This window comes from uncultured Subdoligranulum sp., assembly GCF_937890665.1.
Window position 1 is genome coordinate 1 of the sequence record NZ_CALADU010000045.1, and the last position, 15,185, is coordinate 15,185.

Sequence of the window (15,185 nt, forward strand, 5' to 3'; positions counted from 1 at the left end):
AGCACTGGACGAGCGCCGCTTAATGCTGCTCGGTTCCCCGCCTGACATGGTTCACAGGCCACCCACGCACGGGGCCCACATCTGTACGCAAAACAGCGCAATTCAGCCCTGTCCGCAGAAGGTATTATACAATATTGGCCGGATAATTGCAAGAGGTGGCACCGTAGGATTTTAACGCCGCAGATAGTAGGTCCCTTCCGGTGCTCGGCAAAGCGTCACGCCAAAAATACCATCCAGTAGTTTTTGTTCAAAAAGATTCGCGGGGGTATCAAAGGCCGCCAACTTTCCCTGTGACAAAACTGCCACGCGGTCACTGTACTGCAGTGCCTGCGCAAGGTCATGTAGCACCAACAGCACCGTTTTGCCTTGATCTGCCAACGTACGCAGCAATTCCAGCAGTTCGAACTGCGCCGCCACATCCAAATAGGTGGTAGGCTCATCCAGCAGAATCGTTTGTCCCCCCTGCGCCAATGCCATTGCTAAGTACACACGCTGCCGTTCACCGCCGGAAAGCTCCCGCAGATCTCGATTGGCCCAACGCGCCACCCCAGTAACCTGCATAGCCTCTTCTACCGCCGCGCGGTCCTTTGTGGTCATCTGCCGAGAGAGGCCCAGATACGGAAATCGACCATGGCTGACCAGACCGCGCACCGTGATTTCGGGAATATTGCGTACCTGCGGCATGAATGCCGCTGCACGGGCAAATTCCTTGCGGTCGTACTCTTGAATAGACCGTCCTTGCAATAGAATCTTTCCTTCTAACAATGGCAACTGTCGGGCGATTGCCTTCAGCAACGTTGTCTTTCCACAGCCGTTGGTTCCTACCAGCGTAGTAATCTGACCATTCTGAACGGCAAAGCTGATATTTTGCAGCAAAGGCTTTTCGTCATATCCCACTGCCACACGCTGAAGTTCAAACATAGAGACGCCCCCTTTTTCGATGGAGCAGCAAGCTCAGGAAGAACGGTCCACCGATGAGCGAGAGCAAAATCCCAACCGGAAGCTCAAATGGTGCAAAAAGCAGTCGTGCGGCAATATCGCAAATCACAACAAAGGCAGCCCCCAACAGCGCAGACGCCGGCAGCAACACCCGATGATCGTTTCCAACCAGCCGGCGCACAATGTGCGGTGCCAGCAACCCCACAAAACTCAAAAGGCCTGCAAAGCTGACCGCTGCTCCTGCCAAAAGTGCTGCCGCCAAAATACCAAGAAAACGCGTACGGGTAACGTGTAACCCAAGGCCGGTGGCACTTTCTTCGCCCAAGCACAGTACATTCAAATCAACCGCCAAAAATAGGGCCAACAGCAGTCCCACCACAAAGTACGGAAACGCTGCCGCCAACATTCCCATCGTAACGCCAGAAAGTCCTCCCGTCAAAAAGCCCGGAGAACTGGCCACGATTTCTGGCCAAAGCAATTTCAAAGTGTTGATCCCTGCAGTCAGCATTCCACTAACCGCGAGACCGGCCAATACCAAAGTGGTTCGGGAAAGCCCCGCACGCCATGCCAGCAGATACACAAGCATAGAGCACCCCAACGCCCCCAAAAAGGAGGCAAACTGCATCGCGCCGGGTACTGTGGGGACCACCACCATAGCCAGCAAGGCAAAAAATCCGGCCCCCGCATTGACGCCAATCACGTTGGGACTGGCCATAGCATTATTCAATACCGCTTACACCAGCCACCGCCAAAGCCGCCCCAGAGAACAAGCCCCCTAGCATTCGCGGAAGTCTCACATAGGCCATCACCCGCCACACCGGATCCTGTGGATCTTGAACTTTTAGCGCCTGCCACATCTGCCCTAAAGAATAGGGTTGGCTGCCAAGGCAGAGGGCTGCCACCGACGCCACTATTAGAACCCCTGTTAAGCACCCCAACACAACCGGGATTGCTGCTCGTTTTTGTAGATATTTCATCAAGTCACCCTTGCCATCCTCGAGCGGTTGGATCCAGACGTCCAGTCGCTGAATAAAGCAGCGCATTACAGATTGCTGCCGCTACCGTACTTCCACCTTTGCGCCCCATTGCCGCAATACACGGCACCTCTTTTTCTGTACAAATGGAAAACAGCGTTTCTTTGCTCTCCACCACATTGACAAATCCCACCGGCACCGCCACAATCAATGCCGGTCGCAGTTCCTCCCGCTTCAGCAGTTCTCCCAACGCCAAAAGTGCCGTCGGTGCATTTCCTACTGCAAAAATCGCATCGGGACAGCATTGTGCTGCATGATGCATGGATGCCACTGCCCGCGTCGTTCCCTCTTGTTTGGCACGTTTCGCCACTTCCGGATCCGCCATAAAGCAATACGCTGCACTGCCCAGTGATGCCAAAGACGGCTTGCTGAGTCCGGCTAACGCCATATTGGTATCCGTCACGAGGCTGACGCCCCGTTTCAGTGCTTCTATCCCCTTTTCCACAGCTCCCGATGTGAAGCGAAGCGTTTGGGCATAACTAAAGTCCGCCGTAGCATGAATGACGCGGTGCACCACCGCCGCATTTTCCGGGGGAATTACAATGCCTTGTTCCGCCAGTTCCTTTTCTATAATCTGCATACTGGTCCGCTCAATATCCGCGGGCAGCGTATGTTGTGGCATCATCGACTTTCCTCCATCAATCGGTAAATTGCCTGCATATCCAGCGCACGGCGTACCCCATCAGCCAGTTGATCGAACTGCCGCTGCAAATACGTATGGTGATTCACCGGTGCTGCTTGTTGCAGCGTTATTCCCTTGCGTTGGCAAAGCCAATCTGCCAATTTGACAGTGAGTTCTCCAGTATCGAACAACCCATGCAGATACGTTCCCCACACAAGCCCCTGACAACAACCTTCTCCTACTCCATTCTGTAAGCGGCAGAACGGTTGCCCCTGCACCTGCGTATCACCCATATGAATCTCATAGCCGTCCACGCAAGCCCCACTCCACGGTTCGCTTGTCACCATTGCCTGCACGCGAGTACGAGTTTTAGCAGCGGTATACGTTGTGTCAACAGGCAATAATCCCAAACCATGCAGTGTTCGCCCCGAAATGTTTCCTTCTGTTCCCGCAGGATCCCGCAGCGTTCGACCCAGCATCTGATACCCCCCGCAAACGCCCAAAATCGGCGTTTGTGCCGAAGCCGCTTTCAAAACAGCCGCTTCCAATCCATTTTGGCGCATCCACAGCAAGTCTTCCACCGTGTTCTTGGTCCCCGGCAAAACAATCAAATCCGGATGTCCCAGTGCTGCCACCTCGCTCACATACCGCACCCCCAGTGCCGGATGACTTTCCAACGGTGTAAAGTCCGTAAAATTCGAGATGCGAGGAAAGCGTACCACTGCAATGTCTATCGGTTTATGGACAGATTCCGTACTAAGGCAAGACGCCAAAGAATCTTCTTCATCAATGTCCACATTCAGGTAGGGCACGACCCCCAACACCGGAATCCGGGTGCGTTCTTCCAGCATGGACAGCCCCGGACGCAAAATTTCCGGATCCCCCCGAAACTTATTGATAATGAATCCGCCGATTCGTGCTTGTTCCTGCGGTTCCAGAAGTGCCACCGTTCCATACAACTGCGCGAAAACACCCCCACGATCGATATCGCCCGCTAAAAGTACCGGCGCGTGAACCATCTGCGCCAACCCCATATTGACGATATCCTCCGCTTTGAGATTGATTTCTGCCGGGCTTCCCGCTCCTTCAATCACCAAAATATCATATTCCTCAGCAAGGCTCTGATAGGCGTCGAGGATTTCCGGGATCAGTTGCTTTTTATAGCGGAAATACTGTGCCGCGGGCATCCGACCGCGCACTTCTCCTCGAACGATGACCTGACTTCCGGTATCACTGCACGGTTTAAGTAAGATGGGATTCATCCTCACATCAGGTTTGATTCCTGCTGCCTGTGCCTGTACCACCTGTGCGCGCCCCATTTCCAGTCCATCCCGTGTAACATAGCTGTTAAGCGCCATGTTTTGGCTTTTGAAAGGTGCTACGCGGAAACCATCCTGTGCAAAAATGCGACAAAGAGCCGTACACAAAAGGCTTTTCCCTGCTCCTGACATAGTGCCCTGTACCATGATGCATCGGGTGTGGTGCGTATTGGTCATCGTATAATCTCCTCAAGTGCCGCCAGCAAGCGGCGATTTTCTGTTTCGGTGCGCACCGCCGTGCGATACCATGTATCATCCAATCCAGGATAATTCCCACAGCCGCGCAGTAAAATGCCCCGCTTTCGCAGTGGCGCAAGAAGCGGCACTTCACATTGAAACAGCAGATAGTTAGCTTCTCCGGGCACAACGCGCAGGCCCAACATCTGCAACCCCTGTGACAAAAAAGGACGCTGCTTTTGAATCAAGTCGCGCACGCGGGAAACATAGTCTTTCTCCTGCAGAGCCGCTATGCCGGCCATCTGCGCCAGACTGCTGACCGACCATGGAGAACCAGCTAAGCGCAGCTTTTCCAACAAGATGGGGTTGGAACAAAGCAAATACCCCAACCTTACACCAGCCATGGCGTACAATTTGGTAAAGGCTTTTACAATCACCAAATTCGGGTATGTCGGAAGCAGTGGCCGCACTGTATGTGCATTCGGCTCCTCTAAAAAATCCGAAAAGCACTCATCCACCACGAGGATAGCCCCCATCGCGGCACAGCGTTCCACAAGCCGCCGCAAAAGCCGCATGGACGTCGTTTTACCGGTCGGATTATTCGGTTCGCAAAGAAAGACCAGATCGGTATCCACATCCACGGCTTGCAAAAAATCCTCTCCCACAGAAAAATCCATCTCTTGTGCAAGAAAAACTCGGTGCACCCTACACTGAACCGATTGCAGCGCTGCCTCGTACTCTGCAAAAGAAGGCGCAGGCAGCACCGCTTCGTGCGGACGTTGTGCGGCAGCAAGACGCCAGATCAGATCTGCTGCCCCATTGCCGCACAGGATCCATTCCGGTGGGACGTTTTCCTCTTTTCCAATGGCTTGCCGAAGCGCACGGCACAGCGGATCGGGATAGCGGTCTGCGATTTTTACCGCGTTTGCAATCGCAGTCTGTATCCCTTGTGGTACCCCCAACGGACTCACATTGGCTGAAAAGTCCAACGGCGTGTAGCCATATTCTGTTTGAAAGCCGGCCCAATCGCCGCCGTGTACCAACTGCATTGTATCACCTCAAGAGTAATAGAATCCCGCTGCGCAAGGCAATCCCTGCTGCGACCGCCAAAAAGGAAGCAGCAAACAACATCCGATTGGCTCGTAAAATATCCTGCGGTTCCACCGGACGTTCCGGATTCCCAATCGTAGGTTTATCGTAATATTCTCCAAAATAGTAAGCCGGTCCCGCCAGCTGTACTCCCAGTGCACCTGCACAGGCAGATTCAGTCTGTGCACTGTTGGGGCTGGCATGGTTGCGCCGATCTCTGCGCCAAATGTGCCAAGCCTTTGGCGCATTCTGTCCCGTCAAGGCCGCAGCGGCAATCCAAAACAAGGCCGCCAATCGCGACGGCAGATAATTGGCAACGTCATCCAGCTTTGCTGCCGCTCTGCCAAAGTGTAAGTATCGCTCGTTTTTATAGCCCACCATACTGTCCATGGTATTGACGGCTTTATAGCATAGTGCCAATGGTGCACCACCAATTACCATGTAGAACAAGGGTGCTACTACCCCATCGGAGAAATTTTCTGCCACAGTTTCTACTGCCGCCTTGGCGACACCTTCCTCCGAAAGTGCTTGTGTATCCCGGCCCACAATGCGAGAAACTGCTTTTCGCGCCGCTGGCAAGTTTTCCTCTGCAAGACAACGGTACACGTTGCGGCTCTCCACGGCCAACCCTTTGACAGCCAATGCCTGCCAACACCAAACCACCTGTACAATCATACCGAGTATCGGGTGCAGCCAAAAAGCTCCCCAACACACAATTTCCGTAAACGCAAGCGTCGCCAAAGGCAATATGGCTGCCAACACGCAACCTGCTTTACGCTCGCCTTGTTCAGTCGCAGGAAACTGTTTCCGCAAGAAGGTTTCCATCCGGGTGATGCAGCGCCCCATGATTACGACAGGGTGCGGCATCCACACGGGATCTGCTAGCCAAAGATCTACCAGAAATCCTACAAGAATTGCTATGCTGACCGTCATACCATCTTCCCTTTGCTATATTGTACCGTTTCCAGCAAAGTAAGATGCTGTTCCTGCGCCCAATGGGAAGCATCCAATTTGTACCCCCCTGCGTTGGGTGCGCACCAGTGATAATACGCATAATGCGGTATAGCAAATCGTTCCATCACCGCCATTTGAGTTCCCCCATGGGCCACAATGACCAGTTGCTTTTTCCCTTTTTGCAAACTCTCATCAACCAGCCGAGAAAAGGCCGCACAGGTTCGATCACAAAACTGGTCTTTGCGTTCTCCGTCGGGACAAGCTGTTTCACAATTCGCCTCTACCCAAGCAAGATAGTCCGGATCATGTTCCATTTCGATGTAATTGCGGCCCTCAAAACTCCCGAAATTCATCTCTTTCAAATCTTCCACCACAATCTGTTTTGCGTTGGGGAAGAGTAAATGTGCCGTTTGCTGCGTACGAATCAGCGGAGAAACATATACTTCCTCGGCAGAAAAGTCCGCCTGTCGAATTTGTGCCTTGCCATCCTCAGAAAGCGGGATATCCCGCTGCCCCTGATACCTTTTTTCAAGATTGTAGATCGTAGTACCATGCCGCAGCAAATAGATAATCATTGTGATAGACTTCCTTTCAATACAAGAGGCAAACCATAAAAAACCCGCACAACGGTGTCTGCGCGGTCACTGAGCAAACAGTTGAGTCGGCCGGCAGCTTCTCGTGCGGCCCGTTCCCGGGCATCTGCCGGAACCACGCCACCACCCACCTCCGTGGCAATAACCACCGGATAACGGGTCAGTTCCTGCGCCAGTGCCGCGAGGTCCTCTGCTTGCGCGGCCTGATCCTGTACGTCCCAAACCGCATAGTTGGACAACTCTTCTTCCCTGCAGTGAAGCAGTTTGCAGGCAAAAGCCCGTTTCCCACTGTACAACGGCCCAAACAGGAAAATCATAGGGTTCCCTCCACAATACGGCACAGTACCAATGCCGCCAACATCCACAATTCAGCTTTTTGCAAAAACCATCCGGCCAAATCCCCCGAGATTCCTCCGAATTGCTTTTGCGCCACCGTGTGGTAGCGCCATAACACAAACAGCATTGCTGCCACCATCAAGATTCCTGCCATGCCGCCTACTGCCATCAAAGCAGCCGATAGCACGAACGCCAAAACCGCCAAGATCCAACGAACCATACGACGATCCGCAGCCGTGGCAAAGGTGTGGGCCAGACCAGTATTCTTGGCCAACGGCAACGTAGCCACAGCCCAGCCGGAAAGTGCCCGTTCCAGCACAAACCCCAAGCCCAAGCATGCCAGCGTACGCGCATCCATCGTAAGGGATGCGCACAAGGCAAAATAGGCCACAAAATAGCTGCACACACAAATCAGTGCGAAAGCACCACAATGCGGGTCTTTCAGAATTTCTTGCCGTTTAGCAGCATCCGCATAGCTGGCCAGTGCATCGCAGGTATCGGCATAGCCATCAAGATGAATCCCTCCGGTAATAAGTACCGGAGCCAGACAGTACCCCGCCGCTTCCAACAAATCGGGTACCGGCCAGTTTCCGCACAGTGCAGCCCAAAGTCCGTAAGCCACAGCGCATACTACGCCCACCAGCGGAAAGGCACACAATACATACCGCATATTTTTTTCGTTCCATGCAGGCTGCGGTACCGGAATGGCGCTAAACATGGCAAAAGCCACTGCGACAGTTTCCAGTATGATCATAAAAGATTCCTTCCCTTATAGTAATAAGGCATCCCGCCAGTCACTTCGCACAGATGGTCCACTTGCCGCGCGAGTTGTTGATGCAGGTGCCCCAATAAGCGAAGATATTGTACGGTATCACCAGCGTACCGTGTTCCGCCAGTTCCCACTTCGTTAGAAACCAGAACCAGATGACGGCTTCTTTGGGCGAGCTGTTCCACCCCTTGTAAAATGGCACGCTCTGCACTCTGACTATCTGCCCCCGGCGCATATAATTCATTAGCCGCCAAGTTTCCAAGATCTTCCAGCAAAATGGTACCACTGCCGTCAAGTTCCGCAGCCTTACATTCCGCAAGATTTCGCGGACATTCCACCGTTACAAAGCCTCGTCCTGAACGTTGCCGTCGATGACACTCCACACGAGCGCGGCACTCAGCATCCCAAACTTGCATCGTAGCCAAATAGATACGAGGACCCGCCCCGGCCAACTGCAATGCTAGCCGTTCTGCATATTCGCTTTTGCCACTCCCTGATCCGCCAATCACAAGGAACTGCATCATTGTCCTCCCTGAGGTGTATAGGGTTGCATACCATAATCCGAAAACGTACTGCCGTGGTAGATCGCCAACGCCATATCCAAAATAGGCATAACTGCCACTGCGCCGGTTCCTTCTCCCAGCCGCATCTCCGCTGTAAGGATAGGCTTTTTATCCAATGCCTGCAGCAACAGCTTTCCGGTAGGTTCTGCACTTTCGTGACTAGCAAAAACGGCAGCCGTTGCTGCGGGGCACAGCCGCGCCGCACAAAGCGCCGCCGCTGCACTGATTGCGCCATCTACCAGAACCGGCACACGGTAGTACGCACCACCCAGAAAAACACCGCAAAGCCCCGCTAGATCAAACCCGCCAACCTTGGCCAGTACATCCACCGGGTCGTCTGCGTCAGGGCAGTTGACAGCCAACGCCGTTTCGATTGCCTTGCGCTTACGGGCAAGGCCTGCATCCGATAATCCGGCCCCCCGCCCCGCAAGCTCCTGCGGTGTCCGCTTCAACAAAGCGCAGGCAACCGCTGTTGCGGTAGTTGTATTGCCGATTCCCATTTCTCCGGTAGCCAGCAACTGCACGCCCTCTGCTTTTTGGCGTCGCACCAACTCCACACCAGCCAAAATCGCCTGCTCCGCCTGTTCCCGGGTCATGGCAGGGCCTTGGGTGATGTCAGCGGTGCCATGACCGATGCGGCTTTCGTATATACCCGGTATCGGGGTAAAATTCAAAATTCCCATATCAACTGGCAATACACTACAATTCGCCAATGCTGCCATACGGCAGACGTTGCTTTGCCCAGTCGCCAAAGCATGGGCGACAATCCCTGTCACCTCACTTCCCGATTGGGACACGCCTTGCGCTACCACGCCGTTGTCCGCGCAAAGAACCAAAACCGTGCGCGGAGAAAGAGCAACTTCCTCGGTTCCTGTCAGCGCCGCCATATCGGCGATTATCCCCTCCAACAGACCCAAGCTGCCCAACGGTTTGGCACAGCCTGCCCACCGCTTTTGAGCTGCCGCCCGTGCTGCACCATCTGGCAAACAAATGCCTTTCAGCAGCGTTTGTAAGTTGTTCGGTTCAGACATGAAGGTTACTTCCTTTCGTACCGCGCCGCCGCATCGGAAAAACGCCGTGCCATCCGTGGTGCGCCAGCCATATAGAGGTGTGCAAATGAGGCAAAGAGTGTCGGCGTTGCAAAGCCGCAAGACCATTGCCGCTTGCCCAACGGTTTACTGGCTATACAGGCTTGCCCATTTTGGGTGCTGTCCCAATAGTGAAATTCATGCATCGGGACAGATGTCCCTACTGAAAAGAGCAAATTGTCTTCTTGTGCCGTCATTACCGCATACCCAAACCGGACAAGATGGTCCGTCGGAAAGCCCTGTCCCGGTAAAGCGCCTACCATCGGCCATGATTGTCCCTGTGAATCTTGCAGTGTTTGCCCTAGATAAAGAAAGCCGCCACACTCTGCCACTGTTGGCATGCCTTGCTGCACTGCCTTCCGAATTGTCTGACGCATAGGGATATTTTGACTCAACTTCTTTGCATACAGCTCCGGGTAACCGCCGGGCAGATAGATACCACCGCAATCAGGCGGAAGTGTTGCGTCATGCAGCGGACTAAAAAAGACCGGTTCGGCACCTTCCAAACGTAAAGCATCCAATGTTTCTGCATAGCAAAAACAAAACGCTTCATCCCGTGCCACCGCGATGCGAGTTTGCGGCGGAAACGACGCTGCCTCTCGATGCACAAGCTGTTGTGACCGATTGCACAAAGCCATAATTCTGGGCAAATCCAGCGTTTCTTCCGCCTGTTGTCCCAAGCGTTCTACACGAGTGGCCAAATCCTTCAATTCCTGCGCTGTATAAAGGCCCAGATGCCGGCTGGGGAGTCGAGCTTCTTCCATAGGCGGCAAATATCCTAATACCGGCAATCCCGTCTCCCTCTCAAGCATCGGTGCCAGCGTTTGGTAGAGCATAGGTTTGCACTCGTTAAGCAAAATACCTGCCACATGGCTATCGGGGCGAAAGTTCTGCAATCCACGCACTGTGGCCGCCAACGTCAAGCTCGCTCCCTTGGGACGCAAAACCAACAGGACCGGCAACTGCAATGTATTCGCTAGATGCCATGCACTGGCTCGAGTCGTCGTCCCCCCCAAACCATCGTATAGCCCCATCACGCCTTCACAAATCGCCGCCCCATGTTCCGCCGAATAACGAGAAAACAGACTTCTCACCGTTTCTTCGCTGGAAAGGAACAAGTCCAGATTATGGCTTTCCAGTCCCAGTACGGAACGATGAAACATAGGGTCAATATAATCCGGTCCGCACTTGAACGCGCATGGATTCAAGCCTTTCCGTTTTAGCGCTGCCAACAGCGCACAGGTCATGATAGTTTTCCCGCCGCCGGACTGCGGCGCAGAGATCATACAGTTAATCATCGCAATGTATCGCCACCAAATAAATGGGATTTTGCGCCATCATTAGGTGCACGGTTCCTATCGGCTGAGTCTGATTTACCGCTAGCTGCGTCACCTGTGGTTTGAGATGATACGTCTGGCAAAAATTCAACACAGTTTGCAGCGTTTCCAGCGCAATACAGCTAATGCACAGCCGTACATTCGGATTTTTCGTAAGGGCTTGCTGTAAGATAGGTTCCATTGCCCCTTTACTGCCACCCACAAACACCGCATCCGGGGTCGGCAAGTCCGTCAACACTTGCGGGGCCCGTCCCGCCACTGTATGTAGGTTCCATACGCGGAACTTGGTACGGTTCTGCCCGATCAAAGAAAGCGCCGTTTCTTCACATTCCACCGCGTACACCGAGCCTCCCTGTACAGCCGCTGCCAACTCCACACTAACGCTTCCGGTACCAGCCCCCACATCCCAAACCGTTTCTTCTGGTTTTGGGCCCAATAGCGACAAAATCGCAGCACGCACAAACTGCTTAGTCATTGGCACCTTGCCGCGCACAAACCAATCATCCGGCCAGCCGGGTGCCCGCTGCGGACACTGCGGAATCGCTTCTGTCAACAGTACACTCAGTGGTGAAAACTGTTTTTCCTCCATTTCCTGCGCCGTTCCCATAGTAATACGCTGGTCTGGATAACTCAAATTTTCTCCTACCGTGACCGTCAAATGTCCTAACCCTGCTTTTACCAGTTGGGAACAGAGCTGCGGAACACCGAGGCGTCCCCCGGTCAAAAAGAATACCGGTCGGCCTTTCATAACCGCTGCCACAGCATTGCATTGTACCCCATGCGCCGAAACAAGAACCCAATCTTGCCAAGGGCGATGGAGAGCCGCCGCCAATAATTGCACACTGGAAATTCCGGGATACACCGTATAGGCGATTCCTTGCGCTTCCAGCATCGGCACCAAATTCCGACACCCCGAATAGAAGCCTGTGTCCCCACTATATACCACGGCTGCTTGCTCACATGGCACGGCCTGCAGCGCTTGTAATATTTGTTCGGGCTTTGTGGCTGCAGTGCGGTTGGTTGTGCACCCTTCCGGCAGTTGTTCCAGCAAGCGGGATGCCCCCACAATTTGCTGTGCCTGCAAAAGTACCCGCCGGGACTCTTCCGACAATGTATCCGTTGTACCGCCGCCTAGTGCCAGCAAATTCACCTGCATTGTGCCACCCACTCCTTACAAAACTGCAAAACTTCCTCATAGGATGCGCCCTGTTCCGCCGGGCGCTGCAATACGACCATTTGGACGCCGCACGTTCTGGCTGCTTTCCATTTTTCTGCAAATCCGCCGGGGGAACCGCCGTCTTTTGTCACCAGATAATGAATAGAAAACTGTCGCAGAAGTGCAATATTCAGTTCTTCACTAAAGGGCCCCTGCATAGCAATGATTTGTGCCGGCGGGATCCCTGCATTTTGGCAAGCTGCCAAGCTAGATTCCAGCGGCAATACCCGCGCATACAAGCGATGTACACCCAGTGGCGCAAATACGCTCACTTCTTTTGCACCAGTGGTCAGTAGAATATTGCCCTGCGTCTTTTGCAACAAGGCAACAGCCTCCTTCGCATCATGGACAACCAGACAATCCTTTGGCAAAGGACTGGCAGGCCGCAGCAGCCGCTGATATGTCGCGCCGGACTGCACCGCAGCTGCTTGAATATTGGCAGTTGCCTCTGTCGCATAAGGATGGGTCGCATCGACACACAACGTATCGGGTCCCATACGCTCAGCCATCTGGGAAAGATCCAAGCGTCCTGAATGCACCTGCACGCCGGGACAGCTTCCCTGATCCACCTTCCCATATTCTGTCGCAACGCAAACCTGTACCGGTATACCTTCTTGCGCCAAAGCTCTGGATAAACAGCGCCCTTCCGTAGTGCCGGAGAAGATCAAAATGTTCATACGCTATGATAGCCTCGCGGTGTAATCAGCCATGACCGTTCCTGTCTGGTCGTACTACTGCCGATAAAAACAGTGGTAAACATGTCTACCGGTGCCTGTCGTAATGTTTCCAGTGTATAGAATTGCGCTTCCTGTCCGGGACGCGCAATGTTGCGCACGGTGGCGCAAGGGGTCTGCGGAGACTTACCCGCAGCCAACAAAAGATCCACAGCCCGCTGCAAATGATCCTTGCGGCGGTGCGATGCCGGATTATATAAACATAGCGCAAAGTCCCCTGCTACCGCGCATTGCAGACGTTTTTCAATCAGCGTCCAAGGCGTGAGCAAATCAGACAAAGACAAAACACAAAAGTCATGTCCAAGCGGTGCACCCAACACGGCTGCTCCGGACAAAGCCGCCGTAACCCCGGGAATCACTTCGATAGGAACTTGCGGATAGTCTTTAGCCAATTCCAGCACGGGTGATGCCATTCCATAGACCCCCGCATCCCCGCTGCATACAAGAGCCACCTGTTTTCCCCCAGCGGCGGTTTCCAGAGCCCAACGGCAACGTTCTGTTTCGCCGCGCATGGGGGTCGTATAGGTTTCTTTGTCTGGATACAACGGCTTCACAAGATCCACATAGACCGTGTAACCACAGATCACATCCACCGCCGCCAAAGCTGCACGCGCTTGACCGGTAAGCATCGCCTCGCTGCCCGGCCCTAGCCCTACCACATACAAATTACCACACATTGTGAAATCTCCAATCCAATCGAACAGGTTTGCAGGCCGCTGCCAACGTAACCCCTGATCCTACCATTTTACGGCATAGCAAGCTTCCACCGCCACTGCCTAACACTGCTGCTCGCTCACAAACGTTATCTACCCCTGTGGTCTTTTCCACAAAGGCAGAACCGGAAAATGAGCCTTCTGCCCGCGCCAGTTCCTCTGCACAGTATACCTGAAATGGCCAAGCGTGCCGTTCACAAAACGCCAAAAGCCCCTTTTCCTGCGCTTTCAGATCAATGCTGGCCACGGCGCAAACGGATTGCGGCAAGATGCCGGATGCCTGAAACACTTTTTCCAATGCTTCGATACCGGTCCCCTTTCGGCAGCCAATGCCTAATACCGTCACTTTCGGTACCAGCCAAAGCACGGACGCTTGTTGCGGCACATTTCCCAGATAGACTTCATAGGGTGGCTTCTGTACCACTTTCACCCCCCGCGGCGGAATTCCGACGATTGGATACTCGGTTTTTACGCGGATCTCCTTTCCCGCCAGCAAGGCCCCTGACACTTTGCGGATGCAAGCAGGATTCATTACAACACAATGCTGACAGCGTGCCCACTCATCCACTGCAAAAAGGCCATTGCAATCTGTTGCCGTAGTAATAACCGCTTGCGCCCCACATAGTTCCGCCACCCTGCGGGCCAGATCGTTTGCACCACCCAGATGTCCCGACACGAGCGGAATCGCGTATCGGCCGCATTCGTCCACTACGACAACAGCCGGATCGGTGGTCTTGCTTTGCAGATAGGGTGCCACGGCACGAACGGCTATCCCCACCGCCCCCACATAGATCAGCGCTCTGTCTTTTGTAAAATGCGCTTGGGTCCAGTTCTGCAAAGAAACTGGCTGTCCGCTTCGATCCGCGGTTCCTCCCAATGCCTGTGCCAGTTTTTGGGCCAGAGAAAAGCCTCGCCCCGTAAAGGCAAGACAAGCGACACTCATTCTTTGTGCCCCTTTCGGTACTCCGTTGTAAAGGCAGGATCATACAATTTACTGCGTTCATAGTCAGTAGTCTGCAAAAAATCTCCCACCAAAATCAATGCGGTCTTGGTAATGCCCTGTTGTTCACCACAGCATGCCAATGTCCCCACTGTGCAGCGCACCACCTTTTCCTCCGGCCAACTGGCCTTGTACACCAGTGCTGCCGGCGTCTGCTCAGTATATGCTCCCTTCAGAAGCTCCTGCTGCACGGCCGGCAGCAGTCCCGCCGAAAGGAAGATGACCATACTGGCACCATGGCTAGCCAACGCACGAAGTGACTCCCGTTCGGGCACCGGTGTACGTCCCGCCATCCGGGTGATGATTACCGTCTGACTGATGCCGGGCAGCGTATACTCGGCGCCTAGCGCCGCAGCCGCTCCGCAAAAACTAGATACCCCCGGCGTATCATCATACGCGATCCCCATTCGATCTAATACGTCCATCTGCTCCCGAATGGCACCGTACAAACTGGCGTCCCCTGTATGCAGACGCACCGTATCATGCCGCTGTTCTTCCTGCGCACGCAAAACATCCAGCACTTCTTCCAACGTCATTTCGGCACTGTTATATACCGAACAGCCATCCTTGGCCATGGCCAATAGTGCCGGATTGACCAGACTGCCTGCGTAGATGATACAATCAGCCTGCTGCAGCAATTCCGCTCCGCGCAGAGTGATCAAATCTGCTGCTCCGGGGCCCGCCCCCACAAAATGCACCATG

18 protein-coding genes and 1 other RNA gene are annotated in these 15,185 nt (G+C 53.9%); all 19 read right to left on the bottom strand.

Going from position 1 to position 15,185, the window contains the following annotated elements; translation table 11 throughout:
* Window positions 1-81, bottom strand: an RNA gene (gene ffs, locus Q0526_RS02465) — signal recognition particle sRNA small type; the annotation flags it as partial.
* A gap of 90 nt (window positions 82-171) precedes the next feature.
* Entirely contained in the window at window positions 172-921 is a 750-nt protein-coding gene (locus Q0526_RS02470) for an ABC transporter ATP-binding protein (RefSeq protein ID WP_298730531.1), read from the bottom strand.
* Window positions 914-1,666 (bottom strand): iron ABC transporter permease, encoded by a 753-nt coding sequence (locus tag Q0526_RS02475; RefSeq protein ID WP_298730534.1) that lies wholly within the window; start codon window positions 1,664-1,666, stop codon window positions 914-916. Before Q0526_RS02475 ends, Q0526_RS02470 begins: the two co-directional genes overlap by 8 nt.
* Window positions 1,659-1,982, bottom strand: coding sequence for an iron chelate uptake ABC transporter family permease subunit (locus Q0526_RS18750; protein ID WP_366522019.1), 324 nt, complete (start codon window positions 1,980-1,982; stop codon window positions 1,659-1,661). The genes Q0526_RS02475 and Q0526_RS18750 overlap by 8 nt, the downstream gene beginning before the upstream one ends.
* Window positions 1,921-2,598, bottom strand: coding sequence for a precorrin-8X methylmutase (locus Q0526_RS02485; RefSeq protein ID WP_298730537.1), 678 nt, complete (start codon window positions 2,596-2,598; stop codon window positions 1,921-1,923). The genes Q0526_RS18750 and Q0526_RS02485 overlap by 62 nt, the downstream gene beginning before the upstream one ends.
* Entirely contained in the window at window positions 2,595-4,091 is a 1,497-nt protein-coding gene (locus Q0526_RS02490) for a cobyric acid synthase (protein WP_298730540.1), read from the bottom strand. The genes Q0526_RS02485 and Q0526_RS02490 overlap by 4 nt, the downstream gene beginning before the upstream one ends.
* Window positions 4,088-5,140 carry a threonine-phosphate decarboxylase gene (locus Q0526_RS02495; protein ID WP_298730542.1) on the bottom strand — a complete coding sequence of 351 codons (1,053 nt, stop codon included), beginning with the start codon at window positions 5,138-5,140 and terminating at the stop codon, window positions 4,088-4,090. The genes Q0526_RS02490 and Q0526_RS02495 overlap by 4 nt, the downstream gene beginning before the upstream one ends.
* 4 nt (window positions 5,141-5,144) lie before the next feature.
* Window positions 5,145-6,113, bottom strand: coding sequence for an adenosylcobinamide-phosphate synthase CbiB (gene cbiB, locus Q0526_RS02500; protein ID WP_298730544.1), 969 nt, complete (start codon window positions 6,111-6,113; stop codon window positions 5,145-5,147).
* The gene (locus Q0526_RS02505) at window positions 6,110-6,709 is read right to left on the bottom strand and encodes a histidine phosphatase family protein (protein WP_298730546.1); all 600 of its coding nucleotides are present in this window, start codon (window positions 6,707-6,709) and stop codon (window positions 6,110-6,112) included. Before Q0526_RS02505 ends, cbiB begins: the two co-directional genes overlap by 4 nt.
* Window positions 6,706-7,044: a bifunctional adenosylcobinamide kinase/adenosylcobinamide-phosphate guanylyltransferase gene (locus Q0526_RS02510; protein ID WP_298730549.1), complete on the bottom strand. Its 339-nt coding sequence runs from the start codon at window positions 7,042-7,044 to the stop codon at window positions 6,706-6,708. The genes Q0526_RS02505 and Q0526_RS02510 overlap by 4 nt, the downstream gene beginning before the upstream one ends.
* Window positions 7,041-7,817, bottom strand: coding sequence for an adenosylcobinamide-GDP ribazoletransferase (locus Q0526_RS02515; protein ID WP_298730551.1), 777 nt, complete (start codon window positions 7,815-7,817; stop codon window positions 7,041-7,043). The genes Q0526_RS02510 and Q0526_RS02515 overlap by 4 nt, the downstream gene beginning before the upstream one ends.
* On the bottom strand, window positions 7,814-8,353 hold the full coding sequence (locus Q0526_RS02520) for a bifunctional adenosylcobinamide kinase/adenosylcobinamide-phosphate guanylyltransferase (protein WP_298730553.1): 540 nt from the start codon (window positions 8,351-8,353) through the stop codon (window positions 7,814-7,816). Before Q0526_RS02520 ends, Q0526_RS02515 begins: the two co-directional genes overlap by 4 nt.
* Window positions 8,353-9,426 carry a nicotinate-nucleotide--dimethylbenzimidazole phosphoribosyltransferase gene (gene cobT / locus Q0526_RS02525; RefSeq protein ID WP_298730555.1) on the bottom strand — a complete coding sequence of 358 codons (1,074 nt, stop codon included), beginning with the start codon at window positions 9,424-9,426 and terminating at the stop codon, window positions 8,353-8,355. Before cobT ends, Q0526_RS02520 begins: the two co-directional genes overlap by 1 nt.
* Before the next feature lie 5 nt (window positions 9,427-9,431).
* Complete coding sequence (locus Q0526_RS02530; protein WP_298730557.1) at window positions 9,432-10,781, bottom strand: cobyrinate a,c-diamide synthase; 1,350 nt, start codon at window positions 10,779-10,781, stop codon at window positions 9,432-9,434.
* Window positions 10,774-11,976, bottom strand: coding sequence for a precorrin-6y C5,15-methyltransferase (decarboxylating) subunit CbiE (cbiE, locus tag Q0526_RS02535; protein WP_298730559.1), 1,203 nt, complete (start codon window positions 11,974-11,976; stop codon window positions 10,774-10,776). The genes Q0526_RS02530 and cbiE overlap by 8 nt, the downstream gene beginning before the upstream one ends.
* On the bottom strand, window positions 11,967-12,713 hold the full coding sequence (cobK, locus tag Q0526_RS02540; RefSeq protein WP_298730561.1) for a precorrin-6A reductase: 747 nt from the start codon (window positions 12,711-12,713) through the stop codon (window positions 11,967-11,969). Before cobK ends, cbiE begins: the two co-directional genes overlap by 10 nt.
* A complete protein-coding gene (cobJ, locus tag Q0526_RS02545) occupies window positions 12,710-13,447 on the bottom strand; it encodes a precorrin-3B C(17)-methyltransferase (RefSeq protein ID WP_298730563.1) in 738 nt (245 codons plus the stop codon). Before cobJ ends, cobK begins: the two co-directional genes overlap by 4 nt.
* A complete protein-coding gene (locus Q0526_RS02550) occupies window positions 13,437-14,426 on the bottom strand; it encodes a cobalt-precorrin 5A hydrolase (RefSeq protein WP_298730565.1) in 990 nt (329 codons plus the stop codon). Before Q0526_RS02550 ends, cobJ begins: the two co-directional genes overlap by 11 nt.
* Window positions 14,423-15,184 carry a precorrin-4 C(11)-methyltransferase gene (gene cobM, locus Q0526_RS02555; protein WP_298730566.1) on the bottom strand — a complete coding sequence of 254 codons (762 nt, stop codon included), beginning with the start codon at window positions 15,182-15,184 and terminating at the stop codon, window positions 14,423-14,425. Before cobM ends, Q0526_RS02550 begins: the two co-directional genes overlap by 4 nt.
* Between the last annotated feature and the right edge of the window lies 1 nt (window position 15,185).

Coding starts and splice junctions, on each gene's coding strand:
- Q0526_RS02470 (WP_298730531.1), bottom strand. CDS start 921: ATGTTTGAACTTCAGCGTGTGGCAGTGGGATATGACGAAAAGCCTTTG.
- Q0526_RS18750 (WP_366522019.1), bottom strand. CDS start 1,982: ATGCGCTGCTTTATTCAGCGACTGGACGTCTGGATCCAACCGCTCGAG.
- Q0526_RS02485 (WP_298730537.1), bottom strand. CDS start 2,598: ATGATGCCACAACATACGCTGCCCGCGGATATTGAGCGGACCAGTATG.
- Q0526_RS02490 (WP_298730540.1), bottom strand. CDS start 4,091: ATGACCAATACGCACCACACCCGATGCATCATGGTACAGGGCACTATG.
- Q0526_RS02495 (WP_298730542.1), bottom strand. CDS start 5,140: ATGCAGTTGGTACACGGCGGCGATTGGGCCGGCTTTCAAACAGAATAT.
- cbiB (WP_298730544.1), bottom strand. CDS start 6,113: ATGACGGTCAGCATAGCAATTCTTGTAGGATTTCTGGTAGATCTTTGG.
- Q0526_RS02505 (WP_298730546.1), bottom strand. CDS start 6,709: ATGATTATCTATTTGCTGCGGCATGGTACTACGATCTACAATCTTGAA.
- Q0526_RS02510 (WP_298730549.1), bottom strand. CDS start 7,044: ATGATTTTCCTGTTTGGGCCGTTGTACAGTGGGAAACGGGCTTTTGCC.
- Q0526_RS02515 (WP_298730551.1), bottom strand. CDS start 7,817: ATGATCATACTGGAAACTGTCGCAGTGGCTTTTGCCATGTTTAGCGCC.
- Q0526_RS02520 (WP_298730553.1), bottom strand. CDS start 8,353: ATGCAGTTCCTTGTGATTGGCGGATCAGGGAGTGGCAAAAGCGAATAT.
- cobT (WP_298730555.1), bottom strand. CDS start 9,426: ATGTCTGAACCGAACAACTTACAAACGCTGCTGAAAGGCATTTGTTTG.
- Q0526_RS02530 (WP_298730557.1), bottom strand. CDS start 10,781: ATGATTAACTGTATGATCTCTGCGCCGCAGTCCGGCGGCGGGAAAACT.
- cbiE (WP_298730559.1), bottom strand. CDS start 11,976: ATGCAGGTGAATTTGCTGGCACTAGGCGGCGGTACAACGGATACATTG.
- cobK (WP_298730561.1), bottom strand. CDS start 12,713: ATGAACATTTTGATCTTCTCCGGCACTACGGAAGGGCGCTGTTTATCC.
- cobJ (WP_298730563.1), bottom strand. CDS start 13,447: ATGTGTGGTAATTTGTATGTGGTAGGGCTAGGGCCGGGCAGCGAGGCG.
- Q0526_RS02550 (WP_298730565.1), bottom strand. CDS start 14,426: ATGAGTGTCGCTTGTCTTGCCTTTACGGGGCGAGGCTTTTCTCTGGCC.
- cobM (WP_298730566.1), bottom strand. CDS start 15,184: ATGGTGCATTTTGTGGGGGCGGGCCCCGGAGCAGCAGATTTGATCACT.